Raw genomic sequence first — 25,273 nt, 5'->3', positions numbered from 1 at the left:
AACCGGCCGCGCCGCCTCATATGCTGCCCCGCGCCCCGCCGATCCGCCGCGGGGCGTTTTCCCGGCGGTTCGAGACCCTGACACATGAAGCTCGCGATGCTGGCCTGCCTCGCCGCCCTGTGCCTCACCGGGCCGATCGCGCATGCCGCACCGGGCGAGACGACCAAGGCGGCGCCGGCGGCGAACGGCACTCACCCGCCCGAGACGGCGGCCCCGCATCCGGCCGCCTCGCCCGCACCGGGCGCGGCGCCCGCGCAGGCCGCCCCGCGGACGGCCAACAATGCCCGCGCGGAGCGCCGGCGGCGCTCCTACGCGGCCTGCAACCGCGCCTCGCACCAGCGCGGGTTGCGCGGCGGCAAGCGCCGGCGCTTCCTGATCCGCTGCCGGCTCGGCTACGAGCGGACCCGCGTCCCCGGCGGGCAGCCCGCCGCGGCCGCGCCGGCACAGCCGGGCCGGAAGCCGTGACGGAGACCAGGATCTACCCACCCGCGCCGTCGGGGCGGCTCTCGGCACGTCGGCCGCGATGAGGCTCGTCGTCTTCGACGTCGACGGCACCCTCGTCGACAGCCAGCACCTGATCGTGGCGGCCCAGGAGGTGGCTTTCGCGGAGAACGGTCTGCCGGCACCGGGGCGGCGGGAGGCCCTGTCGGTGGTCGGCCTGTCGCTGCCGCAGGCGTTCCGGCGCCTGGTCGGCGAGGACGGCCCGGTCGCGGAACTCTCGGAGAGCTACAAGCAGGCCTACAACCGCCTGCGGCTCGACCCCGCGCACGAGGAGCCCCTGTTCCCCGGCATGGCCGACCTGCTCACCCGGCTGCGCGGGCGCTCCGACGTGCTGATCGGCCTCGCCACCGGGAAGTCGCGGCGCGGTGTCGACCGGCTGATCGCGCATCACGGCTGGGCGGGCTGGTTCGCCACCACCCAGAGCGCCGACGACGCGCCGTCGAAGCCGGATCCGACCATGCTGCAGCAGGCGATCCGCGAGGCCGGCTGCGAGCCCGAGGCCACCGTGATGGTCGGCGACACCACCTTCGACATCGCCATGGGCGTGGCGGCCGGCGCCACCGCGATCGGGGTCGCCTGGGGCTACCATCCTCCGGACGCGCTCTACGGGGCCGGGGCCGTGACGGTGGTCCCGAGCGCCGCGGCGCTGGAGGCGCTGCTTCTGGAGGGGCTCGCGACGGGCGCCTGATCGCGAGAGGCTCGCGCGCGGGGCCGGAAGCGCCTATCTCGCCTCCATGAGCGATCAGACGACAGACTGGCTCGGGCAGCCGAGCGACGGTGAGAAGCCCGATCCGGTGCGGGCAGCCCGCGGCCACGCCAAGCCGGCCCTGCCCCGGCGGTTCTACGACGAGGCCGCCGTCGCCGAGGACCAGGGCGGGTACCGGCTGACCCTGGACGGACGTCCGGCCAACACGCCGGCCCGCAACCCGCTGAGACTCCCCAGCCGGATCCTGGCCGAGCGTGTCGCGGCGGAATGGGGCGCCCAGGACACCGCGATCGACCCGGCGCGGATGCCGCTGACCCGGCTCGCCAACACGGCGATCGACGGTGTGACGCCCCGCCTGGCCGAGGTCGCGGCCGATCTCTGCGCCTACGCGGGTACCGATCTCCTGGCCTACCGCGCCGGCGACCCGGAGCGCCTCGTGGCGGCCCAGGCGGAGGCCTGGGATCCCATCCTCGCCTGGGCGCGGGACGCGTTCGGTGCGCGGGTGATCCTGAGCGAGGGCGTCATGCACGTCGCGCAGCCGGCCGACACGATCCGGGCCCTCTCCGAGGCGGTGAACGCGGTGACCGACCCGTTCCAGATGGCGGGCCTGCACACGCTCACGACGCTGACCGGCTCCCTGTTGATCGCCCTGGCGGTTCTCAAGGGCCGTCTGACGCCGGCCGAGGCCTGGGCCGCGGCCCATGTCGACGAGACCTACCAGGCCGCCGTCTGGGGGCGCGACGCCGAGGCGGAGGCCCGCCTCGAAGCGCGCCGGACGGAGTTCGAGGCGGCCGCCGCGTTCGTCGGGGCCGGCGACTGAGACCGGGCCGCCGGCCGGGGCCGTCGCGCAGATGCAATTGGGCAACAACCCCGCATTCGCGACGCCCGCCCCGCGCGGGCTGCTGACAAAGTGCGAACACTGTTTTAGGGTCGACGCACATTGTGTTCGAGTCGATGATGCGTGCCGATCAGCCTGCCCGATGCAGTTTTGAAGGCGAACTGGCTAGTTTGATCGCGACGAAGCAGTCTTCCCGGGATCTCGACGCGCGGTGCGCTCTCTTCGACGCCCTGTCGGATCTTGAGCGCCGTGCTCAGAGCGCGGGAGCGCCCGACATGACCTTGCGCAAGATCGCCGAGATCCGGTTCCTGACCGGGATCCTGCGCGAGTCGGTGCGTCCGTTCCCGATCGCGCCGCTGCGGACGGTGCTGCGCGCGCGTGAACGGGGCGACGCGTGCCGCGTCGCCTCCGCCGCGGCCGCGGATATCGACGCGGTCTGACGCCGGCGCGGCTCAGGCGGCCAGGGCGGCCTGGATCTTCGCCTCCAGGGCCGCGGGCTTCGTCCCGGGGGCGAACCGGGCGATGACCCGGCCGTCGCGCCCCACCAGGAATTTGGTGAAGTTCCACTTCACCGCCCGCGTGCCGAACAGGCCTGTCCGGGCCCGGGTAAGATGGGCGTAGAGCGGATCGGCTCCCGACCCGTTCACCGCGATCTTGGCGAGCACCGGGAAGCTCACGTCGTAGCGCAGGGCGCAGAAGCTCGCGATCTCGGCGGCGTCGCCCGGTTCCTGCGCGCCGAACTGGTTGCAGGGGAAGCCCAGGACTGTCAGGCCCGCTTCCCGGTGCCGGCGCCAGAGCGCCTCGAGCCCCTCGTACTGCGGGGTGAAGCCGCAGCGTGAGGCCGTGTTCACGATGAGCAGCACCTGACCGCGATGCTGCGCGAGCGGGTACGGTGTTCCGTCGGCCGCGGAGACGCTGAAATCGTGAACGGTCGTCATGCCGGATCACTCGGGCAAACCGGCCGGAACCGCAAGGCGCGCGCGTCGCGACATCGCGTCGGCCGCGATCCTAACGCCGTATATGGTCGATCGGGCGCGCGTGGCGTAACAGGTCCGTCAATCGCGGCGACGAGACTCGGCAGGGCCGCGAGTGAGGGGTACCGTCATCCCCCGCCTGGACCCGCCCGGGACGTGTGGATGCCGCGCTACCACTTCCACATCCACGACGGATCCACGATCCTGGACACCGCGGGGACGGACCTGCCGGACTGGCAATCCGCCCGGCTGGAAGCCGTCCGGCGCGCCGGCGACATCCTGAAGCAGGACGCCCAGCGCGTCGCCCTCGGCGAGGATTGGCGGATCGAGGTGACGGACCAGACGGGGCTGATCCTGTTCCAGATGACGTTCCTGGTGGTCGAATCCCCGGTCATGCGGCGGCACTCCGGCACCGAGCGCTGAGCCGGCCCGGATCCCCGAGCCCTGCCGGTCGGCCGTCGGCCGGTTCAGGCCGGCACTTTCCGGACGTCGAAGCTCGGGCCCTGGGGCGTCATCCGGTCGGTGGTGACGATGCGCTCGTCGGCGCCGACGATCCCGAGGCCGACGTCGCGGTCGGGCAGGATGACGGTGGTGCTCTTGTTGACGTGGACCAGCACGTGCCGCCGCAGGGGCACCGAGGCCACGGCCCAGCGCTTGAGCTGGCCGTAATAGGGCTCGCGCCGCCACGCGCCGGCCTGTCCGGGATCGACCTGCACGTTCATGTTGCGGGTGAGCGGGTCGAGGCTCAGCACCATCTTGGCGCGATCCGGCTTCCATTCCGGGCCGAGCCAGCCCTCGGTCATCCAGAGGCAGTGGAACGCCCGGCAATGGTCCGGGCGGGTGGCGTGGATGGCGCAGCCCTGGCCGGCCCTGGTGTGCCGGCACCACGTGCCCGCGACGCTCTCGACCGCGGGCACGTCGTAGACCTTGCAGCACAGCGTGCAGGCGCCGCAGGCGCGGCCGGGGGCGGGTTGTGCGACGTAGGCTTCCGGGTTGAGCATCGGTCGGGCGCGGCGAGGGGCGGTGCTGGGGGCGGTCTGACGGCATGCGTGCGGCAACGGCCGGACGCGGATCCTGTGGGCTACCTGCCGGGGCATCGGGTCGGTAGTGTGGCGGCGGTCACCCGCGCACGAGGACCTTGCGAACCATGCTCTCGAACCTCGCGACCCGCGACGTCGAAACCCTCCTGCATCCCTACACCAACCTGTCGGCGCACCGACAGACGGGCCCGCTGGTTCTCGAGCGCGGCGAGGGCGTGCACGTCTACGACACCGAGGGGCGCTCCTACATCGAGGGCATGTCCGGCCTGTGGTGCACGGCCCTCGGCTACTCGAACGCGGAGCTCGTGGAGGCGGCCCGGGCGCAGATGGCGCGCCTGCCTTTCACGCACCTGTTCTCCGGCCGCAGCCACGATCCGGGTATCGAGCTCGCCGAGACGCTCAAGGAGCTGATGCCGGTCCCGACCTCGAAGATCTTCTTCACCTCCTCGGGGTCGGAGGCCAACGACACGCAGGTCAAGCTGACTTGGTACTACAACAACGCCCTGGGCCGGCCGAAGAAGAAGAAGATCATCGCCCGCCAGAAGGGCTACCACGGCGTCACGGTAGCCAGCGCCTCGATGACCGGGCTCGCGGCGAACCACGCCGACTGGGACCTGCCGCTGCCGGGCTTCCTGCACGTCTCGCCCGCGCACCACTACCGGGGCGCGGAGCCGGGCGAGAGCGAGGAGGCCTACTCGGCGCGCCTCGCCGCCGAGCTGGAGGAGACGATCCTGCGCGAGGGCCCCGACACCGTCGCGGCCTTCATCGCCGAGCCGGTGATGGGCGCGGGCGGCGCGATCGTGCCGCCGCGGGGCTACTTCTCGGCGATCCAGGCGGTGCTGGCGAAGTACGACGTCCGCTTCATCGCCGACGAGGTGATCTGCGGCTTCGGCCGGCTCGGCACGTGGTTCGGCAGCGAGGCGGTGGGGGCCCGGCCCGACTCCATCTCCTTCGCCAAGGCCCTGACCTCGGCCTACATGCCGCTCGGCGGCGTCAGCATCGACGAGCCCCTCTACGAGGCGCTGATCGGACAGAGCGAGAAGATCGGCACCTTCGGCCACGGCACCACCTATTCCGGGCACCCGGTGGCCGCCGCGGTGGCGCTGAAGGCGATCGAGATCTACCGCCGCGAGCGGGTGATCGAGGGGGCGGCCGAGAAGGCGCCCCAGTTCCAGCGCCGTCTCGCGGCCCTCGCCGGGCACGACATCGTGGGCGAGGCGGGCGGGCTCGGGCTGATCGGCGGCCTGGAGATCGTCGCCGACAAGGCCACCAAGCGGCAGTACGACCCGAAGAAGGGGGTGGCCGCCCGCTGCGTCGCCTTCGCGCAGGGCGAGGGGCTGATCGTGCGCGCGCTCGCGGGGGACCGCGTCGCCGTCTGCCCGCCGCTCATCATCGCGCCGGACGAGATCGACGCCCTGTTCGACCGGCTCGGCCGCGCGCTGGACCGCACCCGCGACTGGATCCGCGCCGAGGGGCTGGAGGCGATGCCGGGCTGAGGACCGCCCCGCGCGCGTGGCGGCGCGGGCGCACATCGCGGCCGCGCTCGGCGCGCGCCGCCGTCACACCGCGTCGCGCGGCGCGTCCGGCAGCGCGGCGGCCTGGATCCCCGCCGAGGTCAGCGGCGTGATGCGCAGCGTGGTGATGCGGTTCTTGGCCTTCCGCAGCACTTGGAAGCGGAAGCCGTGGAAGTTGAAGGCCGTTCCCTGATCCGGGATGGTCCGGGCCTCGTGGATGACGAGGCCGGCGATCGTGGTCGCCTCCTCGTCGGGCAGGTTCCAGTCCATGGCCCGGTTCAGGTCGCGGATGGGCACGCCGCCGTCGACGTTCACCGACCCGTCCCCCTGCGGGCGCACGCCCGAGACGGTGACGTCGTGCTCGTCGGCGATGTCGCCGACGATCTCCTCCAGGATGTCCTCCAGGGTCACGAGCCCCATCACCTCGCCGTACTCGTCGACCACCAGGGCGAAGTGGGTCTTCTTGGTCAGGAAGGCCTTGAGCTGGGCGCGCAGCGACGTCGTGCCCGGCACGAACCACGTCTCGAGGGCCAGCGCCTCGACCTTGAGGCCGGAGGCGTCGCCGCCCGCGGCGTCGAGCGCCCGCAGCAGGTCCTTGGCGTGGAGGACGCCGACGATGTTCTCGGGCGTGCCGCGCCACAGCGGCATGCGGGTGTAGGGCGAGGACAGCACCGCCCGGACGATGTCCTCGGAGGGCTGGCCGGCGTCGATCGCCCGCATCTTGGTGCGGTGGACCATGACGTCGGAGACCGACAGGTCCGACAGGTCGAGCAGGCCGCCCAGCATGTCGCGCTCGGCCTTGGCGACGCCGCCCTCCCGGTGCATCAGCGCCACCTGGCCGCGCAGCTCCTCGGCGGCGGTGAGGATCGACTGGTGCTCGCCGATGGTGACGCCGAACGGCTTCAGCATCACCCGCACGACCTGCTCGATGGCGAGCGCCAGCGGGCCCATCAGCGCCACCGCGAAGGCCACGGGCCGGGCGGTGAGCAGCGCGGTCTTGTCGGGCTTCGAGATCGCCAGCGTCTTCGGCAGCACCTCGGCGAAGACGATGACCAGCACCGACATGCCGACCGTCGCGTAGATGACGCCGCTCTTGCCGAACAGCGCGGTGAGCACGCTGGTGGTGAAGGCCGAGGCGCCGATCGCCACGATGTTGTAGCCGATCAGCATCGCGCCGATGAAGCGCTCGCGGATCGCCAGGATGCGGTTGACGATCGCGGCGCGCGGGTCGCCCGCCTGCTCGAGGGCGTGCATCCGGGCCCGCGAGGCGGCCGTGAAGGCGGTCTCCGCGCCCGCGAAGAAGGCCGAGAGCAGCAACGAGATCGCCACGATGCTCGCGGCGAACCACAGGTCGATATGGGTTTCCATCGGGTCCGTCAGGCACGCCTCGCGCGGCTTGTCGGCCGCCCATATAGCGCCTCCTGCGACTTATTGCGCGCCGATCGGGCGCACCGTCCACGTCGCCCAGTAGACGGGCCGCCCGTACAGGCTCGACGCGTCGCGCCCGGAGGCGGTCGGGGCGAGCCGGTCGAGCCAGGTCAGGAAGCCCGCCTTGTTCGGGTAGATCGCCGGCGTGTCGAGGTTGCCCTCCGCGTCGGTCATCCAGAAATGCGCGCTGCGGTCGTACCGGCCGCTGCCGTCGCCCCCCGAGCGCAGCCCGAGATAGGCGGCGGAGCGGCCCGCTTCCACCGGATCGGCATAGAGCTTGAGGGCGCCGATCCCGTCGAGGTTCAGGTCGGCCGTGTACTGCAGGCAGATATCCGCCACCGGGCCGCCCGGGGCATTGGCGGGCCGCTGGCACGTGTAGGACACGGCCCAGCGCTGCATGCCCTTGGCCCGGGCCACCCGCACCAGGGTTCCGGGCGGCAGCGGCCCGGCGAGCTTGCGCGCCGTCGACCAGACCTTCGGCCCCGACAGGTCCTGCGCCGTGCGCAGGAACAGCCCGGTGCGGCGCTTCTCGGGGGCGAGGCCGCAATCCTCGGGCAGCACGTCGGTGTAGACGTAGTGATAGGTGCGGTCGACGACGCTGATCGAGCCAGCGAGGCCGTGGGTCTCGAAGGCGGGCGCCGCGCAGGCCGACGTGACGGGCTTGCCCGCCTCGTCGACCACCGCGGCGGGGACGGGCGGGTCGGCGCGCCGGCCGCGGCCGGCGCCGGCCTCGAACGGCGTCCAGGTCAGCCCGTAGCCGTCGGCGGTGCGGGTCCGGATCTCGAAGGTCTGGAAGTCGAGGGTGCGCGCCTCGATCTGGACGCGGCGCCGGACGTCCGCCGGCCCCGTGGCAGGCTCGTCCCGCTCCGTCCGCCGGCGCCGGCGCCGGCCGCGGCGCTCGGTGTCGGCCCCGTCGCCGCCGGTGACGCCCACGCGCTCCTGCCCGAGCAGGAAGACGTAGCTGTAGGCCTCGCCGGCCCAGGTCCGGCCCGTCACCGCGATCGGGTCGCGCGGGCCGATGCCCTCGGCGGACGGCGTCGGTTCGGACCAGCCCCGCGTCCGCGCGCGCTCCTCCGGCAGGTCGACCCAGAACCGGTCGGCCGAGGGCGGCAGCGTCGTGACCAGGGCCTCGAAGGTGCGGCCGGTGCGCAGGGCGCCGCCGTCGCGGCTGTCCGTGGCGCGCCGCTTCGGGCAGGGCTCGTCCCGGCGGGACGCCGCCGGGGTCTGGCCCTGGAACACGGCCTGGAGCGGGCCGGGCGCCTCGGAGCGTGCGAGCCGCAGGATCTGCACGCCGCGCACGAAGGCGCAGGGGGCCGGCGCGATCAGGACGCCCTCGGCCTCCGAGCCCTCGCGGCAGATCTCGAGCGCGCCGCCGCCGGTCAGGAAGCAGCTCGGGGCGCTCCCCTCGTAGCCGGTGGGCCGGGCCTCGGCGGATCGCGTCCCGATGAGCGCGGATCCGGCCAGCGCCGCGAGCGCCGCGAGGTGCAGGCGGCCGCCCGACCGCCGGGACGCGACGCCGCGTGCAGGAGGAATGACGGTATCGGCCGGCGACGTCCTGACAGTCTTAATAGAAATCACGTCTATCGCCGATGTCGATCCGGGTGTCGGATTAGTCTCGCAGCCTCTATCCCAGGGGCGCTGAGCCGGAAAGTGGCGCGGACCACGCAACCCACCTTCGATGGGGACGGGGCGAACCCGGCGCCCGCTCGCCCGTTGTCGCGGCTTGAGGGCCCCGCTTGCCCGACCCCGTCAGCGTCCGGAGATCAGCGCATGGATATCGCCGTCGAAACCGTCACCGACATCGTCATGCGGCTGCGCGCCGTCGAGGTGAAAGAGGGCAACACCGACCCGGATTCTGGCTCGAACCCGATCGACGACGGCGCCACCGACGTCCTGGTCTCCGGCACCGACGACGCGACGGAATCCGAGGTCCGGGGCATGATCGCCGGGCTCGACGACGATTCCCGTGCCGAACTGCTCGCCCTCCTCTACGTCGGGCGCGGCGACATGGAACCGGAAGAGTGGAGCGAGGCGGTGCGCTTCGCCCGCGAGCGCGAGGCCGCCGGCGAGGGCGCCGTGCGGGAACTGCTCGGCAGCCCCGATGCCGGCGATCTCCTGGAGGAGGGCCTCGACGCGATGGGGCTCAGCCCCGAACTGCCGCAGGCCTGAGCGCCTGACGGCGGCCGGTCGCCATGGTCTCGCGCGCGCGCAGGGGCGCCACCAAGGCCCTGCGGGTCCTCACCCGGCCGGTCCGTCGCGCGCAGGGGCGTGGCGGCAAGGGCCGGGGCGGGCTCGTGGTCGAGCCGTACCGCGGCTACGGATCCCGCGACGAGGTGTTCCTGATCGGCCGCGTCTTCCGGCAGTCGCCGGGGATCCCCGGCGAGGATCCCGAGTCCCTGCGGGCGCAGTGGCGCGACCTGCGCCGCCGCATCGCCCGGCGGACGATCGCCGGTGCGGGCGTGACCGCCCGGTTCGGCGACGACGCCGTGCGGGTCGAGACCGACCGGGACGGCTATTTCCGCGTGCACCTGCACCCGCGGACGCCCCCCACCGAGGCGGGTGACTGGCACGCGGTCGACCTCCTCCTCGATGCCGATCCGCCGATCCCCGCCGAGGGCGCGGTGTTCATCCCGCACGACCGCTGCCGCTGCGTCGTGGTCAGCGACATCGACGACACGGTGATGCGCACCGGCGTCGCCAACAAGCTGAAGATGCTCTGGCGCCTGTTCGTCGAGGATGCCGAGAGCCGGGTCGCCTTCCCGGGCGTCGCCGCCCTCTACCGCGCCCTCCACGCGGGCGCCGGAGGCGACGAGGGCAACCCGATGCTCTACGTGTCCCGCGCGCCCTGGGGCCTCTACGAGATGCTGTCCGAGTTCTTCCAGCGCCACGGCATCCCGGCCGGGCCGGTGCTGTTCCTGCGGGAATGGGGCCTGTCCTGGACTCACCCGCTGCCGCGCCGGGCCACCGACCACAAGCAGGCGCTGATCCGGCACATGCTTGCCCTCTACCGCGATCTGCCCTTCGTGCTGATCGGCGACAGCGGCCAGCACGACCCGGAGGTCTACGCGCAGATCGTCGAGGAGAATCCCGGGCGGGTGCTGGCCGTCTACATCCGCAACGTGTCCCGCGACGCCGCGCGGGTCGAGGAGATCGTCCGGCTCGCCGGTGCCGTCGCCCGGGCCGGATCGAGCCTCGTGCTCGCCGCCGACAGCGTCGCCATGGCCGAGCACGCCGCCGCCATCGGGCTGATCGCGCCCGGGGCGGTGGCCGGCGTCGCCGACGAGCACGCCGCGGCGGCCGAGACCGGGCCGCGCCGGGAGACTGCGCGGATCACGCCGGAGCCATCGGGCGTTGCCGACGCGACGGATGACCCGATCGGGCCCGAGGCGATCGCCGAGGCGCTCGCCGGCGACGGCACCGTGCCGGCGACCCTGGTGGTCGAGCCGGAGACGCCGGCCGCGCTCCCGCGGCTCGGCGCGTGAACGCGCGGCCACGATCGTAACCCGGGCCGCTGTCGCGCTCGGCCCCGTCCCATAGTTTCCGAGCCGGCGCAGCGGGCACCCGCCGGGACGGGTTCGCAGGCCGGGCTGCCGCTGGAGGAACCGAGATGCGTTCGAGCCTGTCCGCGCTGCTGATGATCGCCTGCGGCACCCAGGTCGCCTTCGGGCAGGCCGCGCCGGCGGAGAGGCCGGCTCCGGGTTTCGAGCAACTGGAAGCCGAGATGGGTGCCGCCAACGCCGCCCCGGGTCCGCGGACGGTCCCGGCCAAGGTCGTGCCCGTGCCCGACACGACGAGCCCGCAGTTCCGAACCGCCGTGGCGGCGCCCTACCGCGTGCCGGCCTGGAACGCGAACCCGCCGGACGCCGCGGCCTGGAAGGCGCTGGTCGACAAGCTCGCTGCTGCCGGAGCCGCCACCCTCCCGGCCCTGCGCGAGAAGCTCGGCGTCACCAGCGAGGCCGCGGTGATCGGCGGCGTGAAGGCCTTCGTGGTCCAGCCCCGGCAGATACCCGAGGCGAACCGCAACCGGCTGCTCCTGCACATCCACGGCGGCGGCTACGTCTACAATCCCGGCGAAGCCGGCACGCTGGAGGCGATCCTGATGGCCGGCCTCGGCGGCTACAAGGTCATCTCGGTCGATTACCGCATGCCGCCGGATGCCCCCTACCCGGCGGCCATGGACGACGCCACCGCCGTGTGGCGGGCGATGCTGTCCATGCAGAAGCCCGGGAACATGGCGGTCTTCGGCACTTCCACGGGCGGCGGCATGACCCTGGCCCTGATGCTGCGCGCCAAGGCCGAGGGTCTGGCGCTGCCGGCGGCGATCGGCCTCGGAACACCCTGGTCGGACATGACCGAGACCGGCGACAGCTACCGGACCAACGAGTGGCTCGACAACGTCCTCGTCAGCTATCACGGCTACCTGACGCCGGCCGCGAAGCTCTACGCCGCCGGCCGCGACCTGAAGGACCCGCAGCTCTCGCCGATCTACGGCGACTTCACCGGCCTGCCGCCCGCGATCCTGGTCACCGGCACCCGCGACCTGTTCCTGTCGAACACGGTGCGCACCCACCGGAAGCTGCGCGCCGCCGGGATCGACGCGTCGCTGCAGGTGTTCGAGGGCATGTCCCACGCCCAGTACCTGTTCACGCCGGACGCGCCCGAGACCCGGGAGGTGTTCGGCGAGATGGCGCGCTTCTTCGACGGGCATCTCGGGCGCTGAGGCGCGGCGGGGCGGGCTTGCGCGGAGCTTGCGCTCACGAAATGGTGCAATGCAGCATTTCGGTGGGATGGGTTCACATCGCGGCCGCGATGCCTAGGTTCGGGCGCTCGCATGCCGGTTCACGCTCCTCGAGCCTCCTGGAGGCCATCCGTGCAAACCTACACCCTCGCCATCGCCGACGGCGTCCTGTTCGCCTGCCTGCCCGACGAGGCCGACATCTCGGCCGCGATCACGGACGCGACCGCCACCAATTACGGGTTCGGACTCAGCCTCGACATCGTCCGCGGGGCGACCCTCACCGACGCGGCGGGTCCAGAGGACGAGGTCGTGTGGCAGGAGGGGCCCGACAGCGAGCTGCTCGACGCGCAGGGACGGCGCTACCGCTACGCCGTCCGCCGGCCCTGCTGAGAACGCCGTGCCGAGCCGCTGACGCGGGCCCGTCCCGCAATGCTAGGCTCCGCCCGTCCGGGCGGGAGACTGTGGCGTGCGGGACTTTGCTCGAGGACTCGCTCCGGGCGCCGTCGTCCCGGGCAGGCCGTCCCCCGCGCGGAATGACGGGGTGAAGACCCGTCCGGTGCGAACATCCCGATGAGGGCCGAGGGGAGCAGCGCGGAACGGCGCGGCGGGCTCGCCCGGTTTCTCGCCCTGTACGCGGCGCTCTACGGCGCCTACGGCGTCCTGTCGCCGGTGCTGCCGGGCTTCCTCGCCGCGCGCGGTCTGACGCCCGGCGAGATCGGTCTCCTCCTCGCGGCCGCGGGCGCCCTGCGCCTCGGGATCGGGCCCCTGGCCGGCGCCTTCGCCGACCGCCACCGGGCCGGCCGATCCGTCCTGGCAGCGAGTCTCGCGCTGGCCGGGCTCAGCGCCCTGGCGCACCTGCCCGGCGCCGGGCTGGCGCAATTGATCGGTCCGGCGCTCCTCTACGCGGCGGGCACCGCGGCCCCGGCGCCCCTCGCCGACGCGCTCGCGCTGGCCGCCGCACGGGGCGGTGCGGCGTTCCAGTACGGCTGGGTCCGCGGCGCGGGCTCGGCCGCGTTCATCGCCGGCACAGCCGCGGCCGGCTGGCTGATCGGCCTCTACGGCCTCGCCGCCGCCCTCGTGGCGAGCGGCAGCCTGTTCCTGGCCGCCGGCGCGGCGGCCCTGGCCCTGCCCGCCGGCCCGGGCGTCGCGGCTCGGGCCGGGGCGCCGTGGCACGGCTTCGCCGCCCTGGTCGCCCTGCCGCGCTTCCGCCGCACGGTGCTCGTCGCCGGCCTGGTGATCGGCGCGCACGCGATGCACGACGGCTTCGCCATGATCCTGTGGCGGTCCGCCGGGATCGCGGCGACCACCGCCGGCCTGCTCTGGTCGGTCTCGGTGGCCGCCGAGGTCCTGGTGTTCCTGCTGGTCGGGCCGCCCCTGCTGGCGCGGATCGGCCCCGCGGCCGGCGTCGCGGTGGCGGCCTGCGCGGGGGCCCTGCGCTGGGCGGTGCTGGGATCCACGACCGCGATCCCGTGGCTCGCCGCCGCCGAGTCCCTGCACGGGCTGAGCTTCGCCCTCCTGCACCTCGCCTGCCTGAGGCTCATCGAGGCGTCGACGCCGGCCGATCTCAGGACGACCGCGCTGGCGCTCTACGGGACGCTGGGCCTCGGCCTCTCAGGGGTCGCGGCGACCCTGGCCTCCGGGGCTCTGTACGGCGCGTTCGGCGCACCGGCCTTCTGGGCCATGGCGGCGCTGAGTCTCGCGGCCCTGCCGCTCGTGCCGGCGCTGCGGGATCGCTGAAGCGGCGGGTTCTTTTCCCGCGCCTATGGTACGGACCCGGAACGGACCCGCCCGAAAAGCCCCGCATGCCCGTCGTCGCCGAGATCCTGATCCCGCTCGCCCTCGATACGCCCTACAGCTACGTGGCGCCGGCCGGGCTCGACCTCGCCGCGGGCGACGTGGTGCAGGTGCCGCTCGGCCCGCGCGAGATCGTCGGGGTCGTCTGGGGCGTCGCCGAGACGCCCGGCGGCTCGAACCTCCGGCCGGTGACCGGCCGCCTGCCCTACCCGCCCCTCTCGGACCCGCTGCGCAGCCTCGTCGACTGGATCGCCCGCTACACGCTGGCGCCCAAGGGCTCGGCGCTGGCCATGGTGCTGCGGCTGCCCGACGAGGCGGCGGCCGGCGAGACCGCCCGGGTCGCCGTGCGCCTCACGGACAAGCCCCCGTCCCGGCCGACTCCGGCCCGCACCAAGGTGCTCGCCGCGGCGGCCGACGGCGCCCTGCGCGGCAAGAGCGCGCTCGCCAAGGAGGCCGGCGTCTCGCTCTCGGTGGTCGACGGGCTGATCGACGACGGCGTCCTCGAGACCGTCGCGGTCGAGCCGGAGCCGGTCGCGCCGCGGCCGGACCCGGACTTCCCGCGGGCGCCGCTCTCGCCCGCGCAGGCCGAGGCCGTGTCGGCCCTCGTCGCGCCCTTCCCGTGGGACCGGCCGCAGCCGCAGGAAGCCGACGATCTCCGCCCGGTCCTGCTGGAGGGCGTCACCGGCTCGGGCAAGACCGAGGTCTACTTCGAGGCGGTGGCGGCCTGCATCCGCGCCGGGCGCCAAGCACTGATCCTGATGCCCGAGATCGCCCTGACGGCGCAGTTCCTCGACCGGTTCGCCGCGCGGTTCGGGGTCCGGCCGGCCGCGTGGCATTCGGGGATCGGCGGCAGGCGGCGCGAGCGCCTGCGCGCCGCCGTGGCCGAGGGCGAGGCGCTCGTCGTGGTCGGCGCGCGCTCGGCCCTGTTCCTGCCCTTCGCGCGGCTCGGCCTGATCGTGGTCGATGAGGAGCACGAGACCGCCTACAAGCAGGAGGACGGCGTCCATTACCACGCCCGCGACATGGCGGTCGTGCGCGGACGCCTCGAGGGCTGCCCGGTCGTCCTGACCTCGGCGACGCCCGCCATCGAGACCCGCGTCAACGCCGCGCGGGGGCGCTACCGGCACGTCCTGCTCCCCGAGCGCTTCGGCGGGCGGCGACTGCCCGACATCGCCGCCATCGACATGCGCCTCGACCAGCCCGAGCGGGGCCGCTTCCTGAGCCCGCCGCTGGTCAACGCCGTGAAGAGCACCCTGGAGCGCGGCGAGCAGGCGCTGCTGTTCCTCAACCGCCGGGGCTACGCGCCGCTGACCCTCTGCCGGGCCTGCGGCCACCGCTACCAGTGCAAGAACTGCTCGACCTGGCTCGTGGAGCACCGGTTCCGCCGGGCGCTGGTCTGCCACCAGTGCGGCTACGCGGAGCGCCGGCCGGAGGCCTGCACCGAGTGCGGGACCTTCGACAATCTCACCGCGTGCGGGCCCGGTGTCGAGCGGATCGCCGAAGAGGCCGCCGAGATGTTCCCCGACCGGCGCATCGTCGTCCTGTCGAGCGACTTCCCCGGCGGCGCCGAGCGTCTGCGCCAGGAACTCGACGCGGTGGCGGCGGGCGAGTGCGACGTCGTGATCGGCACGCAGCTCGTGGCCAAGGGCCACAACTTCCCGTTCCTGACCCTGGTCGGCGTCCTCGACGCCGATATCGGCCTGACATCGGGCGACCCGCGGGCAGCCGAGCGGACTTTCCAGCTGCTCCAGCAGGTCACCGGGCGCGCCGGACGCGGCGAGAAGCCCGGGCGCGCCCTGGTCCAGACCTACCAGCCGGACCACCCGGTGATCGCGGCGCTCCTCTCGGGCGACGCCGAGCGCTTCTACGCGGAGGAGATCCAGGCCCGCGAGGCGGCCGGCCTGCCGCCGTTCGGGCGGCTCGCGGCCCTGATCGTCTCGGCGAGCGAGCGCGAGGTCGCGGAGGCGCACGGTCAGGCCTTGGCCCGCGCCGCCGAGCCGCCGGAGGGCGTGATGGTGCTGGGGCCCGCCGAGGCGCCGCTCGCCCTGGTGCGCGGCCGCTACCGCTTCCGGCTGCTCGTGAAGACCGAGCGCAACGTCGATCTCCAGGCCTACCTGCGCGCCTGGATCGCCCGGGGCCCGAAGGTGCGGGGCAACGTGCGGGTCGCCATTGATGTCGACCCGCAGAGCTTTTTGTAGGAGACTTCGCGGACCCCCCCGGCCTTGTGAACGCCGGTTCGCCGTCGGGAGGCACGTCAGAGCGAGGGTCCGGGGCCATACCGGTTCGTCCCGCGATCGGGTATGGCTCAGGTCACGGGCGGCGGACCCTGGTCGGAGACCGGCTACGGGACGCGTGCGGTTCCCGGAGGAGCGATCAGTGCTGACCTACACCAAGACGCCGGATTCGAATGTCGCCGAGATCGTGGTCGACGGGAAGATCACCGACGAGGAGATGAACGCGGCGATGACCGCGATGAAGGCCGACCTCGACAAGGGCGGCAAGATCAAGCTGCTCGAGGATATCCGCGCCTTCGAGGGCATGGAGCCGGCGGCCTTCTTCAAGGACCCGCGCTTCGGGTTCTCGATGATGAAGAGCGTCAGCCACGTCGCCCTGGTCACGGACGCTCCCTGGCTGAAGGCGCTCGCCGAGACCTTCAACTTCGTCTCGCCGACCCAGATCAAGGTGTTCGAGCGCGCCCGCATCGACGAGGCGCGCAGCTGGCTCGCCGCGGCGGCCTGAGCGACCTCAATCGGCCTGCGCGGTGCGGGTGTCGCTGCGCCGCGCGGTCCAGTGACCGGAGCACAGGGACGAGACCTTCCAGGTGCCGGCGCCGCTGCCGGCCTGGAGCCGCCCGGTGCCGGTGCCGCTCGCCGTCCCGTTGCTGACGGTGATGCCGACGCTGCCGTCGGGCCGCACGTGGCCGTTCACCTGCGCCCCGGCGCTGCCGGAAATGAGCTGCACCTGCCCCTCGCGGATGGCGAGCGCGTAGGTGTAGCGGGCGCTGCACAGGCCGCTCTCCGTCACGAGCTCCACCGACCACCGCCCGTTATGCGTGCTCGGCCCCGCGCTGGCGGGCAGGCACGTCGGGAGGGACAGGCCGGCGGCGAGAGCCGCGACCGCGGTCAGCTTAATCATGCGATGCAATCTTTCAGCGAAGCGAGCGCCGCCCGGAGCGGCGTGCACGGTCACAATCATCGATCGAGGATGACCCGACGCTGAACGATGGAAGCGGCAAGAGTATGGCCGCCTCCCGCCTGTTCAAGATAGATTACGGCTGAGGAGCCCGCGAAGAATGGTCAAGCTCGACGCCGCCGATGCTGTCGCCTGATCTGCCGATCGGGCCGTCCAGGTCTCCGCTCATCACGGACACGCGCGGAGGTAGCCCAGCATCTCAACGGGGAGGACCGGAGCCGCCGGGCCCGCGGACGAGCGCCTTCGAACTGTTCCTGATCCCCTCTCCGCGGGCGTGCCCCGGGCGCCGGAGGCCGAATAGGCTCTCGGCGAAATAGCATCGGAAGGTCCGGGCCGGCCGCGTTCGGATCTGCCAGCGGGCGCGGGCAGCATTCCAGTCCCCCGCCCGTCCCGCGCGTCGTGTCAGGCCGCTCCGCCGCGCGACGGCCGGAGCGGCCGGTGGCGCTCAGTCAATCAGCGGACGGGCTTCCTCGGGCAGCATGATCGGGATCCCGTCGCGGATCGGGTAGGCGAGCTTCGCCGAGCGGCTGATCAGCTCCTGCCGGGCCGAATCGTATTCGAGGGTGCCCTTGGTCAGCGGGCAGACGAGGATCTCCAGGAGCTTCGGGTCGACGCGGGTCGCCTCGACGGGGGCGGTGAGATCGTTGGACATCGGTGAGGCAACCTATTGCATCGGCGACTCGGGGCCCGAGCCGCGAACCAGTTCCATCTGCGTGACCGCGATCAGGATCTCGGCCCGGGTCTTCAGGTCGGGAGCCTCCAGCATCGCCTGCTTTTCGCGCACCCCGAACGGGCTCATCATGCACAGGGCGTTGACCAGCGCCTCGTCGGGCGCCTCGTCGATCCCGGCCCAGTCCACCTTGAGGTCGTTCGACTCCACGAAATCGCGCAGCGCCTTGAGGACGCCGTCACGGTCAACCTGCTCCTCGCCCGCCCGCGGCTCGAAGTCCACCGCGAACTCGTCGTAGGAGACGTGGCAGCGGCGATAGGGGCCGATCGAGGCCAGCTCGCTCTCGACCCGGAACCGGGTGACACCGGTGAGCGAGATCAGGTACCGACCGTCGCCGGTCTCGGCGTACTGGGTCACGCGGCCCGCGCAGCCGACGCGGTAGAGCTTCGGGTTCGCCCCGCTCGAACCTTCGGGATCGGGCTGGATCATGCCGATGATCCGGTCGGTGCGCATGGCATCGTCGACCATCGCGAGGTAGCGCGGCTCGAAGATGTTCAGCGGCATCTGTCCCCGCGGCAGCAGCAGCGCGCCGGACAGCGGGAAGACCGGGATGACGGGAGGGCAGTCCGCAGGGCCCTTGTAGCTCGCATGGGTGCTCATGGCGCCTCCCAGAGGGGCCGATCGGTGGGCCGGGGTGCGAGCCGGTGCCTCACGAGAATAGAAGCGCCGAGAGCTTGCGGCGGCCGCGGATCGTGTCCGGGTCCATCACACCCCAGGCCTCGAAGAACTGCAGCAGCTGCTTGCGCGCCCCGTCCTCGTTCCAGTCCTTGTCGCGCTTGCGCAGCTCGATCAGGTGATCGACGGCCAGGCCGCGCTCACCCCGGGCGGCGAGCCCGAGCGCGAGGTCGAACCGCGCCTGATGGGCGTCGGGGTTCGCCTCGACCTCCCGCTGCAGGCCCGCGAGATCGCCCAGCGACGCGGCCTGCTCGGCGAGTTCCAGGGCGGCGCGGATGCCGACGAGGGCCGGGTCGCCGGCCTTCGCCTCCGGAACCATCGCCAGCACGCGCTTGGCGTTCTCGATCTCGCCCGCGTCGAGCTGCATCTTCGCGAGGCCGGCCAGCGCGGTGACGTTGTCGGGCTGCTGCTCCAGCACGGCCGCGTAGATCTCGGCGGCGCCGGCGAGGTCGCCCTCCTGGATCAGGGCGGCCGCGTCGGCGAGGGCCGCCTCCAGCGGGTCCTGCTGCGGGCCGGCCACGCGCCCGATCAGCTCCTTGATCTGGCTCTCCGGAACCGCGCCCATGAAGCCGTCGACCGGCTGGCCCTTCTGGAAGACGATCACCGCCGGGATCGACTGGATGCCGAGCTGACCGGCGATCGAGGGATGCTCGTCGATGTTCATCTTGGCCAGGACGACCGCGCCCGCGGCCTCCCGGACCACCTTCTCCAGAACCGGCGTGAGCTGCTTGCACGGCCCGCACCAGGGCGCCCAGAAGTCGACCAGGACCGGCCGGTGCATCGACTCGGCGATGACATCCTGACGGAAGCTCGCCGTGGTCGTGTCCTTGATGAGGGAGCCGGTGTCGCCGGCCGGGGCACCGCCCGCGGCGAGGGTGTCGTTGAGCATCGGTCTGGCTTCGGAACCTTTTTCGTGGAGCCCCTTAAATGGGGCTTCCGCCCCGATCTGACCAGCCCATAGACCGGTATCCTCAGCGCGGCGGCGCGGCGGCCGGCGCTCCTGCCGCCGCCTTGGCGGCGGTCACGAACGTGCCGGCGAAGGGGCGCCCGTCGGCGGTGCTGGCCTCGCAGGTGATCGCGGTGCGCCCGGGCTCCGGTGTCGAGAAGCGGCAGGCACCGATCGCGAGGATCGGGGCACCGTCCTTGCCCGTGGTGACGACGTTGATCGGCTGCAGCGGATCGGTCTCCTCGGTGGCTTCCTGCTGGGCGCCGTTGCCGCTGAAGCTGAGGGTCTGGCCGTCGGCGGTGGTGAAGTCGAAGCTCGTGCGGTTGCGGCTGACCGCGTTCGTCAGGACGTTGCTGCAGGCACGGCTCAGGTCCTGCGTGCCGATGACGAGCTTCTCGCAGGTCCCCTCCAGCCGCAGCGCCGCCTGGGCGTGGGCCGCGGAGGGCAGGCTGACGAGGGCGCAGAGCAGCGCGAGGCGCAGGCGGTCGGTCATGGCGTGTCGGGCATCCTCCGGTTGAGAGCCGAACTAGGCGCGCGGCGACTGCCGTCGAGGGTCTCCGCCCGAGAACCGGCTCGACGGCGGGTGAGTCGGGGGCCCGCCGGGCGGAACGACGCGCGGATCCCCCGCTCCCGCAGGGGAGAGGGGGCATGTCGCGGCCGTCCGGACCGGAGAGGCCGGTCTTGCAGGCCGTCGCAGCACGATCGGGGCCGGCCCTAGCCCGCGAACCGCAGGGCCCGATCGTTCGGCGCGGCGAAGTCCAGCTCCGGCCCGAGGGGCACGATTCCCGTCGGATTGATGGTCGGATGGCTCTCGTAATAGTGCCGCTTGATGTGGGTGAGGTTCACGGTCGGCGCGACGCCGGGCAACGCGTAGAGGTCGCGGAGATAGTTCGACAGGTTCGGGTAGTCGGCGATCCGGCGCTTGTTGCACTTGAAGTGCCCGACATAAACGGCGTCGAACCGCACCAGGGTTGTGAACAGCCGGATGTCGGCCTCGGTCAGCCGATCCCCGCAGAGGTAGCGGCTCCGGTCGAGGCGCGCCTCCAGCGCGTCGAGTTCGGCGAACAGGGCCTCGAAGGCCTGGGCGTAGGCCTCCTGCTTCGTCGCGAAGCCCGCCTTGTAGACCCCGTTGTTCACGCGGTCGTAGACGCGGGCGTTCACGGCGTCGATCTCGGCGCGCAGGTCCGGCGGATAGAGGTCGGGGCCGGTCCCTCCGAAGGCGTCGTTCAGCATCCGCAGGATCTCGGCGGATTCGTTCGACACGATGGTGGCGCGCTCCCGGTCCCAGAGGGTCGGGACGGTGACGCGGCCGCTGTAGGACGGATCCGCCGCCAGGTAGACCTCGTAGAGGCGCCGGGCGCCGTGGATCGGGTCCGGCGTCGCGCCCGGCGTGTCGCCGAAGACCCAGCCCTCCGCGCCCATGTGCGGGTCGACCACCGAGACCGAGATCGCGTCCTCCAGCCCCTTCAGGGCGCGGCCGATCAGCGTGCGGTGCGCCCAGGGGCAGGCCAGGGACACGTAGAGGTGGTAGCGCCCCGGCGCGCCGCGGAAGCCGCCCGCGCCGGATGGACCGGGCGACCCGTCGGCGGTGACCCAGTTGCGAAAGACGGAGGCCTTGCGCTCGAAGCGGCCGCCCGTCGCGGCGGTGTCGTACCACTGGTCGCACCAGATGCCGTCCACGAGGAGGCCCATCGTCGTCTCCGCTTGCTCGAATTATCCGACCAGATGGGCTTCGCGCGGCCGGTGTGAAGGCGCGTGCGGAGCGGCACGCGACGCGCCATGTCGATCCGGGGTCGCGCCGCCCTCGGGCGGTCCCCCGTAGCCCGCGAACGCCACGCAAGGCAGGCCTGCGCTCGCCCGTCTGTTGCGGTGCAGCAAACTCGGCCATCTGTCGCGTCACCCGCCCGTCGCCGTGCGCGTGCCGCAGCTGCCCGACCCGGTGGGGGATCGATGGAGGTGAAGTGATGTCGTTCGCGCTGGTGCCCGTCGCCGAGGCGGCCCTGTTCACGTTCGGGTGCCTGGTGATCCACGCCCTGCGGCGCCACGCCGACGTGGTCACCGCGACGCTCGCGTGCCTCGCGACGCTCCTCGTCCTGATGATCGGCATCGCGTGCGCGCCGGAATCCTTCGCGAAGTACCAAGCGGCGAGCGTCGCCGACTTCGCCCGTCTGGATCCGGCGATCTACTGAGGCGGCGCCCCGCGTCCGACGGCGCCGAGGCCGCCGGTCCGGAGCTTCGCGAGGCGGCCGCCGGTCCCGCGCTGGCCGGCGACGGCCACGTCGAAATCGTCCTTCGGCAGCTTGGCGAGGAAGCGCTCGGCCAGCTCGAACAGCAGGATGTCGGCCCTGACCCGCTCGATATAGGCCCAGTCGAGGCTCGACGACCAGACGAAGTGCACCTCGCTGAAGCTCTCGGCGAGCAGCCCGGTCAGCAGGAACGGGTCGAAATGGGCGCAGGAATCGCCGAACAGGACGAGCCGGCGCGGATCGGCCGTCGCTGACGCGTTCCGGTAGACGACATGCGCGCCGACATGCACCTCCCGGTCGCGCCCCTCCGCCTCGTAGGCGGCGAGCAGCGGCCCGGTCTCCACCCGCGTCGCGTCGCGCTGCAGCATGAACCGCTCCAGGCGCTCGCGCGGCCGATCGGGCAGCTTCTCGCCGAGGTCCATCAGCTGGTCCGAGACGATGCCCGGACGCGCGCCGATATCGGCCGGCGGGATCGCCCCGAGCGCCCGCATGATCTCGCGGTAGGCCAGCAGGCAGCCCTGCGCCGTCCAGTGGGTGTCGGTGCGCAGGTAGAGCGGCACCGGTCCGTTCCGGGCGGCGCGGAGCGGGGCGAGGAGATCGAGATAGGCCGGGTCCCGGGCGAGGCTCCGGGCCAGCCGCCGGGTCGAGGCCTTGCCGGGGGCGTAGCGCAGGCCGTCGGTCTTGTCGTCGTAGACCGACAGCTTCTCCGGCACGATCACGTGGAGGCAGCGGATGCCGAGGCCCTCGGCCCGCCGCGCGCGGGCCCTGATCAGCCGCGTCCAGCCGCGCAGCAGCAGCCAGTGCCGCAGGCCGCCGCGATACCGGTCCATGACCCGGTTGGTCCCTCCGGTGAGGAATAACCAGCCGTCGCGGCCGACATGTACGCTCTCCCTGCCTGCAGCCATGACGGTGCTTTAGCCGCACCGCGACCGGGCGACTAGGCCGGACCCGGTGCCGGTACCGCGCGTTCGTCAGGCATGCCGCCCTCGCCCGCCCCGGCCGTTGAGACCCGCGATCGCCCGGAGCGCCCGGGCCCGGCGCCCGATCGCCCGGCGCGCCTGTGGCGCCCGCGCCGGGTGCTGGTGATGCCCGCTGCCCTCGAGCACGCTCACGGGCGGGCCATGCTGGCCCGCGCCGAGGCGCTGGGCCTGCCGGTGGAGCGGCTGCCGTCGAACCGCCTGCCGAGCCCGCGCGAGGCGGATCCTCGCCGGGCCTACGCGGCCGCCAAGGCGACCCTCGCGCTCACGGTCGCGCCGCCGACCAAGCTGCGGCTGCAGCCGATCCCGCCCTCGGCCGACTGGCGCTTCGACCTCGCCGAGGGCTGCCCAGCCCACTGCCAGTACTGCTACCTCGCGGGCTCGCTGTCCGGGCCGCCGGTGACCCGCGCCTACGCCAATCTGGCGGCGATTCTCGGCAGCCTCGCGGACTACGCGGGGCGCGGCGCGGTGACCTCGGCCTCCGCCGAGCGGGCCCAGGAGGGGACCACCTTCGAGGCGTCCTGCTACACCGATCCCCTCGGCATCGAGCACCTCACCGGCTCGCTCTCGGCGGCGATCCGGCATTTCGGCGCCTGGGACGCGCCGGTGCAGCTGCGCTTCACCACCAAGTTCGCCGCGGTCGAGCCGCTCCTCGACCTGCCGCATAACCGGCGCACGCGCATCCGCTTCTCGGTCAATCCGCGGGCGGCCGCGCATTACGAGGGCGGCACCGATCCCCTCGACGCGCGGCTCGCCGCCATGGCGGCGGCGGCGCGGGCCGGCTACCCGGTCGGCCTCACCGTCGCGCCGATCCTGCCCGTCCCGGACTGGGAGGGCGCCTATGCCGGACTGATCCGCGCCGCCGCCGACGCGCTGGCCGGCGTGCCCGATCTGGACCTCACCGCCGAACTCATCACCCACCGGTTCACGCCGGGCTCGAAGGCGGTGCTGCGCGGCTGGTATCCCGGCTCGGACCTGCCCCTCGACGAGGCGGAGCGCGTCGAGAAGCGCACGAAGTTCGGCTCGGTGAAGCACGTCTTCCCGAAGCCCCTGATGCAGGCCATGCGCGCCCATCTCACCGCGTGCCTCGCCCGCGACCTGCCGGCGGCGCGGATCCTGTACTGGACCTGAGACCCGCGGGCGCCATCTGGCCCCGATGATCGACGCGGACCCCCTGATCCTGACGCTCGCCTTCGACGAACCGACCTTCGCGCGGTTCGACGGCGAGCGGCGGCGCCACTTCCCCGAAGCCCTGAACCGCATCCCGGCGCACGCGACGCTGTTCCACCACCTGCCGGGGGATCGGGAGCGGGGCGTGATCGAGGCGATCACCGCCCTCGCCCGCACGGTGCCGCCGCCGGAGGTCGCGGTGACCGGCCTGCGCTTCACCGGCCGCGGCGTCGCCTACGCGCTCGACTCCGACGCGTTGGCGCGGTTCCGGGCCCGTCTCGCACAGGAATTCGCCGCCCACCTGACCGCCCAGGATCGGCAGGGCTGGCGCCCGCACGTCACGGTGCAGAACAAGGTGTCGCCGGACACGGCCCGGGCACTGCACGCAGACCTCTCGGCCGGGTTCGCGCCGTTCCGCTTCACCGCGCCCGGCACCCTGCTCTGGCGCTACCGCGGCGGCCCCTGGGACGCCGTCGCCCGCCTGCCCTTCGGAGAGAATACCTGATGGTTATCGACGCGCGCCGGAGGACGGCAGCATGAGGGCGCCGGGCAACCTGCGGCAGAACCGGCTGATCGAGCCCGCCCTGGCAGTGTGGCTGCGGTTGCGCCTGAACGAGGTCGGCCCCCTCGTCGCCCTGCTCTGCCTGAGCATCCTCGGTTACGGCTTCTTCTACCTCGCGCACGAGGTCGGCGAGGGCTCCACCGCGGCCCTCGACCGGCGGATCCTGCTCGCCCTGCGCAACCCCGCCGATCTCGCCGACCCGATCGGGCCGCCCTGGCTCGAGGAATCGATGCGCGACATCACCGGGCTCGGCAGCGTCTTCACCGTGCTGTTCCTGACCTGCGCGGTGGCGGCCTATCTCGGCGTGTCCGGGCGCCGGCGCATCGGCCTCTACGTCCTCGCCGCGGTGGGCAGCGGCGAGCTGGTCTCGACGGTGCTGAAGATCTTCTACCATCGGCCGCGGCCGGACCTCGTGCCCCACGGCATGGAGGTGTTCACGGCGAGCTTCCCGAGCGGCCACGCCACGATGTCGGCGATCGCCTACCTGACCCTGGCGACGCTGATCGCCCGTGTCGAGCGCAACCGCCGCGCCAAGGCGCTGGTCCTCGCGCTCGGGGTGAGCGTGACGCTCCTCGTCGGCATCAGCCGCATCTATCTCGGCGTGCACTGGCCGAGCGATGTCCTGGCCGGCTGGTGCATCGGCGCCGCCTGGGCCTCCCTGTGCTGGTTCGTCGCCCTGCAGCTGCAGCGCCGCGGCGAGGTCGAGGCGCCCGACCCGCCGCCGCCCGCCTGAGCCCGGCGTTAAGGTAAACGCGCGGTTAAAGTGGACGGGCGAGGCTCGTCCAGGCTGGATGGTGGTTGTCCCCGCAACCGGAACCACCAGGGTCAAGCGATCGTGCCCGAGCGCCGCCGTACTGCCCGACGCCGCGTCTGCCTGGGCGGTCGGCTGCGCGTCGCGGCCTTCCTGCCGGAGATCGACTGCACGGTCCGCGACGTGTCCCTCGACGGGGCGCGAGTCCGGCTGCCGGCGGAAGCCGTGCTCTCCGACTGCGTCGAGCTGTTCATCCCCTGTCGCGGCGAGGCCCGGCGCGCCTTCGTGGCCTGGCGGTCGGGCGAGTCGGTCGGCCTCGGCTTCGCCGAGACCCGCGCGGCGACGGAGCCCGAGGCGATCGCGCGCCGGCTCGCCGCCAGCGAGGCGGAGGTGGCGCGTCTGCGCGCCGCGCTGCTCGACGGAAACAGCCCGGAGCCGGGTCGCGTTCACTGAGGGCGCGGTCCCGCCACCCGGCGGTTCCCGGCGCGGGC

29 protein-coding genes are annotated in these 25,273 nt (G+C 72.9%); 18 read left to right on the top strand and 11 right to left on the bottom strand.

The genetic code is table 11. The features are described from left to right. Positions 1–84: 84 nt before the first annotated feature. From J3A75_RS08215 to J3A75_RS08200, 4 genes are all read left to right on the top strand, one after another. A complete protein-coding gene (locus J3A75_RS08215; protein ID WP_012317858.1) occupies positions 85–465 on the top strand; it encodes a hypothetical protein in 381 nt (126 codons plus the stop codon). A gap of 58 nt (positions 466–523) precedes the next feature. Continuing rightward, a complete protein-coding gene (locus J3A75_RS08210) occupies positions 524–1,189 on the top strand; it encodes an HAD-IA family hydrolase (RefSeq protein ID WP_024830931.1) in 666 nt (221 codons plus the stop codon). A gap of 46 nt (positions 1,190–1,235) precedes the next feature. Next, positions 1,236–2,027: an ATP12 family chaperone protein gene (locus J3A75_RS08205; RefSeq protein ID WP_209649950.1), complete on the top strand. Its 792-nt coding sequence runs from the start codon at positions 1,236–1,238 to the stop codon at positions 2,025–2,027. A gap of 122 nt (positions 2,028–2,149) precedes the next feature. Further along, complete coding sequence (locus J3A75_RS08200; protein WP_209650963.1) at positions 2,150–2,485, top strand: hypothetical protein; 336 nt, start codon at positions 2,150–2,152, stop codon at positions 2,483–2,485. Between the two features lie 12 nt (positions 2,486–2,497). Here the strand turns inward: J3A75_RS08200 and J3A75_RS08195 are convergent, their stop codons facing one another. After that, positions 2,498–2,983: a glutathione peroxidase gene (locus J3A75_RS08195; protein ID WP_024830932.1), complete on the bottom strand. Its 486-nt coding sequence runs from the start codon at positions 2,981–2,983 to the stop codon at positions 2,498–2,500. A 198-nt stretch (positions 2,984–3,181) separates the two neighbouring features. Between J3A75_RS08195 and J3A75_RS08190 the strand changes: the two genes are divergently transcribed. Then, positions 3,182–3,442, top strand: a complete 261-nt coding sequence (locus J3A75_RS08190; protein WP_012317853.1) for a DUF6894 family protein — start codon at positions 3,182–3,184, stop codon at positions 3,440–3,442. 44 nt (positions 3,443–3,486) lie between these two features. Here the strand turns inward: J3A75_RS08190 and J3A75_RS08185 are convergent, their stop codons facing one another. Beyond that, positions 3,487–4,020 (bottom strand): hypothetical protein, encoded by a 534-nt coding sequence (locus tag J3A75_RS08185; RefSeq protein ID WP_012317852.1) that lies wholly within the window; start codon positions 4,018–4,020, stop codon positions 3,487–3,489. Between the two features lie 146 nt (positions 4,021–4,166). Here J3A75_RS08185 and J3A75_RS08180 point away from each other — a divergent pair, with 146 nt between their 5' ends. Then, positions 4,167–5,555 (top strand): aminotransferase, encoded by a 1,389-nt coding sequence (locus tag J3A75_RS08180; protein WP_012317851.1) that lies wholly within the window; start codon positions 4,167–4,169, stop codon positions 5,553–5,555. Positions 5,556–5,618: 63 nt separating this feature from the next. Here J3A75_RS08180 and J3A75_RS08175 read toward each other — a convergent pair whose 3' ends face one another. Both J3A75_RS08175 and J3A75_RS08170 read right to left on the bottom strand, forming a co-directional pair. Continuing rightward, positions 5,619–6,941 (bottom strand): HlyC/CorC family transporter, encoded by a 1,323-nt coding sequence (locus J3A75_RS08175; protein WP_053620728.1) that lies wholly within the window; start codon positions 6,939–6,941, stop codon positions 5,619–5,621. Between the two features lie 60 nt (positions 6,942–7,001). Then, positions 7,002–8,579, bottom strand: a complete 1,578-nt coding sequence (locus J3A75_RS08170) for a hypothetical protein (RefSeq protein ID WP_209649948.1) — start codon at positions 8,577–8,579, stop codon at positions 7,002–7,004. 192 nt (positions 8,580–8,771) lie between these two features. Here J3A75_RS08170 and J3A75_RS08165 point away from each other — a divergent pair, with 192 nt between their 5' ends. The 7 genes from J3A75_RS08165 to J3A75_RS08135 all read left to right on the top strand — a co-directional run bounded on the left by J3A75_RS08165 (position 8,772) and on the right by J3A75_RS08135 (position 16,272). Then, positions 8,772–9,170 carry a DUF3775 domain-containing protein gene (locus J3A75_RS08165; RefSeq protein WP_012317848.1) on the top strand — a complete coding sequence of 133 codons (399 nt, stop codon included), beginning with the start codon at positions 8,772–8,774 and terminating at the stop codon, positions 9,168–9,170. 23 nt (positions 9,171–9,193) lie between these two features. Further along, on the top strand, positions 9,194–10,483 hold the full coding sequence (locus J3A75_RS08160; protein ID WP_012317847.1) for an App1 family protein: 1,290 nt from the start codon (positions 9,194–9,196) through the stop codon (positions 10,481–10,483). 125 nt (positions 10,484–10,608) lie between these two features. After that, entirely contained in the window at positions 10,609–11,721 is a 1,113-nt protein-coding gene (locus J3A75_RS08155) for an alpha/beta hydrolase (RefSeq protein ID WP_029360919.1), read from the top strand. A 150-nt stretch (positions 11,722–11,871) separates the two neighbouring features. Next, positions 11,872–12,129, top strand: coding sequence for a hypothetical protein (locus J3A75_RS08150; protein WP_012317845.1), 258 nt, complete (start codon positions 11,872–11,874; stop codon positions 12,127–12,129). A 180-nt stretch (positions 12,130–12,309) separates the two neighbouring features. Further along, the gene (locus J3A75_RS08145) at positions 12,310–13,476 is read left to right on the top strand and encodes an MFS transporter (protein WP_070998645.1); all 1,167 of its coding nucleotides are present in this window, start codon (positions 12,310–12,312) and stop codon (positions 13,474–13,476) included. Between the two features lie 65 nt (positions 13,477–13,541). Continuing rightward, positions 13,542–15,731 (top strand): primosomal protein N', encoded by a 2,190-nt coding sequence (locus tag J3A75_RS08140; protein WP_012317843.1) that lies wholly within the window; start codon positions 13,542–13,544, stop codon positions 15,729–15,731. A 178-nt stretch (positions 15,732–15,909) separates the two neighbouring features. Continuing rightward, the gene (locus J3A75_RS08135; RefSeq protein WP_012317842.1) at positions 15,910–16,272 is read left to right on the top strand and encodes an STAS/SEC14 domain-containing protein; all 363 of its coding nucleotides are present in this window, start codon (positions 15,910–15,912) and stop codon (positions 16,270–16,272) included. Between the two features lie 6 nt (positions 16,273–16,278). Here the strand turns inward: J3A75_RS08135 and J3A75_RS08130 are convergent, their stop codons facing one another. From J3A75_RS08130 to J3A75_RS08105, 6 genes are all read right to left on the bottom strand, one after another. After that, on the bottom strand, positions 16,279–16,668 hold the full coding sequence (locus J3A75_RS08130; RefSeq protein ID WP_012317841.1) for a hypothetical protein: 390 nt from the start codon (positions 16,666–16,668) through the stop codon (positions 16,279–16,281). 502 nt (positions 16,669–17,170) lie between these two features. After that, the gene (locus tag J3A75_RS08125; RefSeq protein ID WP_024830940.1) at positions 17,171–17,377 is read right to left on the bottom strand and encodes a Trm112 family protein; all 207 of its coding nucleotides are present in this window, start codon (positions 17,375–17,377) and stop codon (positions 17,171–17,173) included. A 12-nt stretch (positions 17,378–17,389) separates the two neighbouring features. Then, positions 17,390–18,055, bottom strand: a complete 666-nt coding sequence (locus J3A75_RS08120) for an LON peptidase substrate-binding domain-containing protein (protein WP_012317839.1) — start codon at positions 18,053–18,055, stop codon at positions 17,390–17,392. A gap of 49 nt (positions 18,056–18,104) precedes the next feature. After that, positions 18,105–19,019, bottom strand: coding sequence for a thioredoxin (gene trxA, locus J3A75_RS08115; RefSeq protein WP_076729466.1), 915 nt, complete (start codon positions 19,017–19,019; stop codon positions 18,105–18,107). Between the two features lie 82 nt (positions 19,020–19,101). Then, positions 19,102–19,569: a hypothetical protein gene (locus J3A75_RS08110; RefSeq protein ID WP_012317837.1), complete on the bottom strand. Its 468-nt coding sequence runs from the start codon at positions 19,567–19,569 to the stop codon at positions 19,102–19,104. A 221-nt stretch (positions 19,570–19,790) separates the two neighbouring features. After that, positions 19,791–20,768: a glutathione S-transferase family protein gene (locus tag J3A75_RS08105; RefSeq protein WP_209649946.1), complete on the bottom strand. Its 978-nt coding sequence runs from the start codon at positions 20,766–20,768 to the stop codon at positions 19,791–19,793. 272 nt (positions 20,769–21,040) lie between these two features. Here J3A75_RS08105 and J3A75_RS08100 point away from each other — a divergent pair, with 272 nt between their 5' ends. Further along, positions 21,041–21,265, top strand: a complete 225-nt coding sequence (locus tag J3A75_RS08100) for a hypothetical protein (RefSeq protein ID WP_012317835.1) — start codon at positions 21,041–21,043, stop codon at positions 21,263–21,265. Here J3A75_RS08100 and J3A75_RS08095 read toward each other — a convergent pair. Beyond that, positions 21,259–22,227, bottom strand: coding sequence for an alginate O-acetyltransferase AlgX-related protein (locus J3A75_RS08095; protein ID WP_024830942.1), 969 nt, complete (start codon positions 22,225–22,227; stop codon positions 21,259–21,261). The genes J3A75_RS08100 and J3A75_RS08095 overlap by 7 nt on opposite strands. Before the next feature lie 180 nt (positions 22,228–22,407). Between J3A75_RS08095 and J3A75_RS08090 the strand changes: the two genes are divergently transcribed. The 4 genes from J3A75_RS08090 to J3A75_RS08075 all read left to right on the top strand — a co-directional run bounded on the left by J3A75_RS08090 (position 22,408) and on the right by J3A75_RS08075 (position 25,235). After that, positions 22,408–23,430, top strand: coding sequence for an SPL family radical SAM protein (locus tag J3A75_RS08090; protein ID WP_085985332.1), 1,023 nt, complete (start codon positions 22,408–22,410; stop codon positions 23,428–23,430). 25 nt (positions 23,431–23,455) lie between these two features. Further along, on the top strand, positions 23,456–23,974 hold the full coding sequence (locus tag J3A75_RS08085; RefSeq protein ID WP_012317832.1) for a 2'-5' RNA ligase family protein: 519 nt from the start codon (positions 23,456–23,458) through the stop codon (positions 23,972–23,974). Between the two features lie 31 nt (positions 23,975–24,005). Further along, positions 24,006–24,764 carry a phosphatase PAP2 family protein gene (locus J3A75_RS08080; RefSeq protein WP_012317831.1) on the top strand — a complete coding sequence of 253 codons (759 nt, stop codon included), beginning with the start codon at positions 24,006–24,008 and terminating at the stop codon, positions 24,762–24,764. Between the two features lie 102 nt (positions 24,765–24,866). Then, entirely contained in the window at positions 24,867–25,235 is a 369-nt protein-coding gene (locus J3A75_RS08075; RefSeq protein WP_024830944.1) for a PilZ domain-containing protein, read from the top strand. The last annotated feature ends 38 nt before the right edge of the window (positions 25,236–25,273 follow it).

The organism is Methylobacterium sp. PvP105 (genome assembly GCF_017876975.1).
GTDB classification, from domain to species: domain Bacteria; phylum Pseudomonadota; class Alphaproteobacteria; order Rhizobiales; family Beijerinckiaceae; genus Methylobacterium; species Methylobacterium radiotolerans.
Note: the sequence above shows the minus strand (reverse complement) of the source record. Positions and strands in the feature narration are given on the sequence as shown.

Bases quoted from the DNA above. Each gene is read 5' to 3' on its own strand.
- J3A75_RS08185 (WP_012317852.1), bottom strand. From the start codon at position 4,020: ATGCTCAACCCGGAAGCCTACGTCGCACAACCCGCCCCCGGCCGCGCC.
- J3A75_RS08155 (WP_029360919.1), top strand. From the start codon at position 10,609: ATGCGTTCGAGCCTGTCCGCGCTGCTGATGATCGCCTGCGGCACCCAG.
- trxA (WP_076729466.1), bottom strand. From the start codon at position 19,019: ATGCTCAACGACACCCTCGCCGCGGGCGGTGCCCCGGCCGGCGACACC.
- J3A75_RS08120 (WP_012317839.1), bottom strand. From the start codon at position 18,055: ATGAGCACCCATGCGAGCTACAAGGGCCCTGCGGACTGCCCTCCCGTC.
- J3A75_RS08090 (WP_085985332.1), top strand. From the start codon at position 22,408: ATGCCCGCTGCCCTCGAGCACGCTCACGGGCGGGCCATGCTGGCCCGC.
- J3A75_RS08105 (WP_209649946.1), bottom strand. From the start codon at position 20,768: ATGGGCCTCCTCGTGGACGGCATCTGGTGCGACCAGTGGTACGACACC.
- J3A75_RS08165 (WP_012317848.1), top strand. From the start codon at position 8,772: ATGGATATCGCCGTCGAAACCGTCACCGACATCGTCATGCGGCTGCGC.
- J3A75_RS08145 (WP_070998645.1), top strand. From the start codon at position 12,310: ATGAGGGCCGAGGGGAGCAGCGCGGAACGGCGCGGCGGGCTCGCCCGG.
- J3A75_RS08190 (WP_012317853.1), top strand. From the start codon at position 3,182: ATGCCGCGCTACCACTTCCACATCCACGACGGATCCACGATCCTGGAC.
- J3A75_RS08130 (WP_012317841.1), bottom strand. From the start codon at position 16,668: ATGATTAAGCTGACCGCGGTCGCGGCTCTCGCCGCCGGCCTGTCCCTC.
- J3A75_RS08125 (WP_024830940.1), bottom strand. From the start codon at position 17,377: ATGTCCAACGATCTCACCGCCCCCGTCGAGGCGACCCGCGTCGACCCG.
- J3A75_RS08095 (WP_024830942.1), bottom strand. From the start codon at position 22,227: ATGGCTGCAGGCAGGGAGAGCGTACATGTCGGCCGCGACGGCTGGTTA.
- J3A75_RS08175 (WP_053620728.1), bottom strand. From the start codon at position 6,941: ATGGAAACCCATATCGACCTGTGGTTCGCCGCGAGCATCGTGGCGATC.
- J3A75_RS08180 (WP_012317851.1), top strand. From the start codon at position 4,167: ATGCTCTCGAACCTCGCGACCCGCGACGTCGAAACCCTCCTGCATCCC.
- J3A75_RS08210 (WP_024830931.1), top strand. From the start codon at position 524: ATGAGGCTCGTCGTCTTCGACGTCGACGGCACCCTCGTCGACAGCCAG.
- J3A75_RS08080 (WP_012317831.1), top strand. From the start codon at position 24,006: ATGAGGGCGCCGGGCAACCTGCGGCAGAACCGGCTGATCGAGCCCGCC.
- J3A75_RS08205 (WP_209649950.1), top strand. From the start codon at position 1,236: ATGAGCGATCAGACGACAGACTGGCTCGGGCAGCCGAGCGACGGTGAG.
- J3A75_RS08100 (WP_012317835.1), top strand. From the start codon at position 21,041: ATGTCGTTCGCGCTGGTGCCCGTCGCCGAGGCGGCCCTGTTCACGTTC.
- J3A75_RS08140 (WP_012317843.1), top strand. From the start codon at position 13,542: ATGCCCGTCGTCGCCGAGATCCTGATCCCGCTCGCCCTCGATACGCCC.
- J3A75_RS08215 (WP_012317858.1), top strand. From the start codon at position 85: ATGAAGCTCGCGATGCTGGCCTGCCTCGCCGCCCTGTGCCTCACCGGG.
- J3A75_RS08085 (WP_012317832.1), top strand. From the start codon at position 23,456: ATGATCGACGCGGACCCCCTGATCCTGACGCTCGCCTTCGACGAACCG.
- J3A75_RS08110 (WP_012317837.1), bottom strand. From the start codon at position 19,569: ATGACCGACCGCCTGCGCCTCGCGCTGCTCTGCGCCCTCGTCAGCCTG.
- J3A75_RS08195 (WP_024830932.1), bottom strand. From the start codon at position 2,983: ATGACGACCGTTCACGATTTCAGCGTCTCCGCGGCCGACGGAACACCG.
- J3A75_RS08160 (WP_012317847.1), top strand. From the start codon at position 9,194: ATGGTCTCGCGCGCGCGCAGGGGCGCCACCAAGGCCCTGCGGGTCCTC.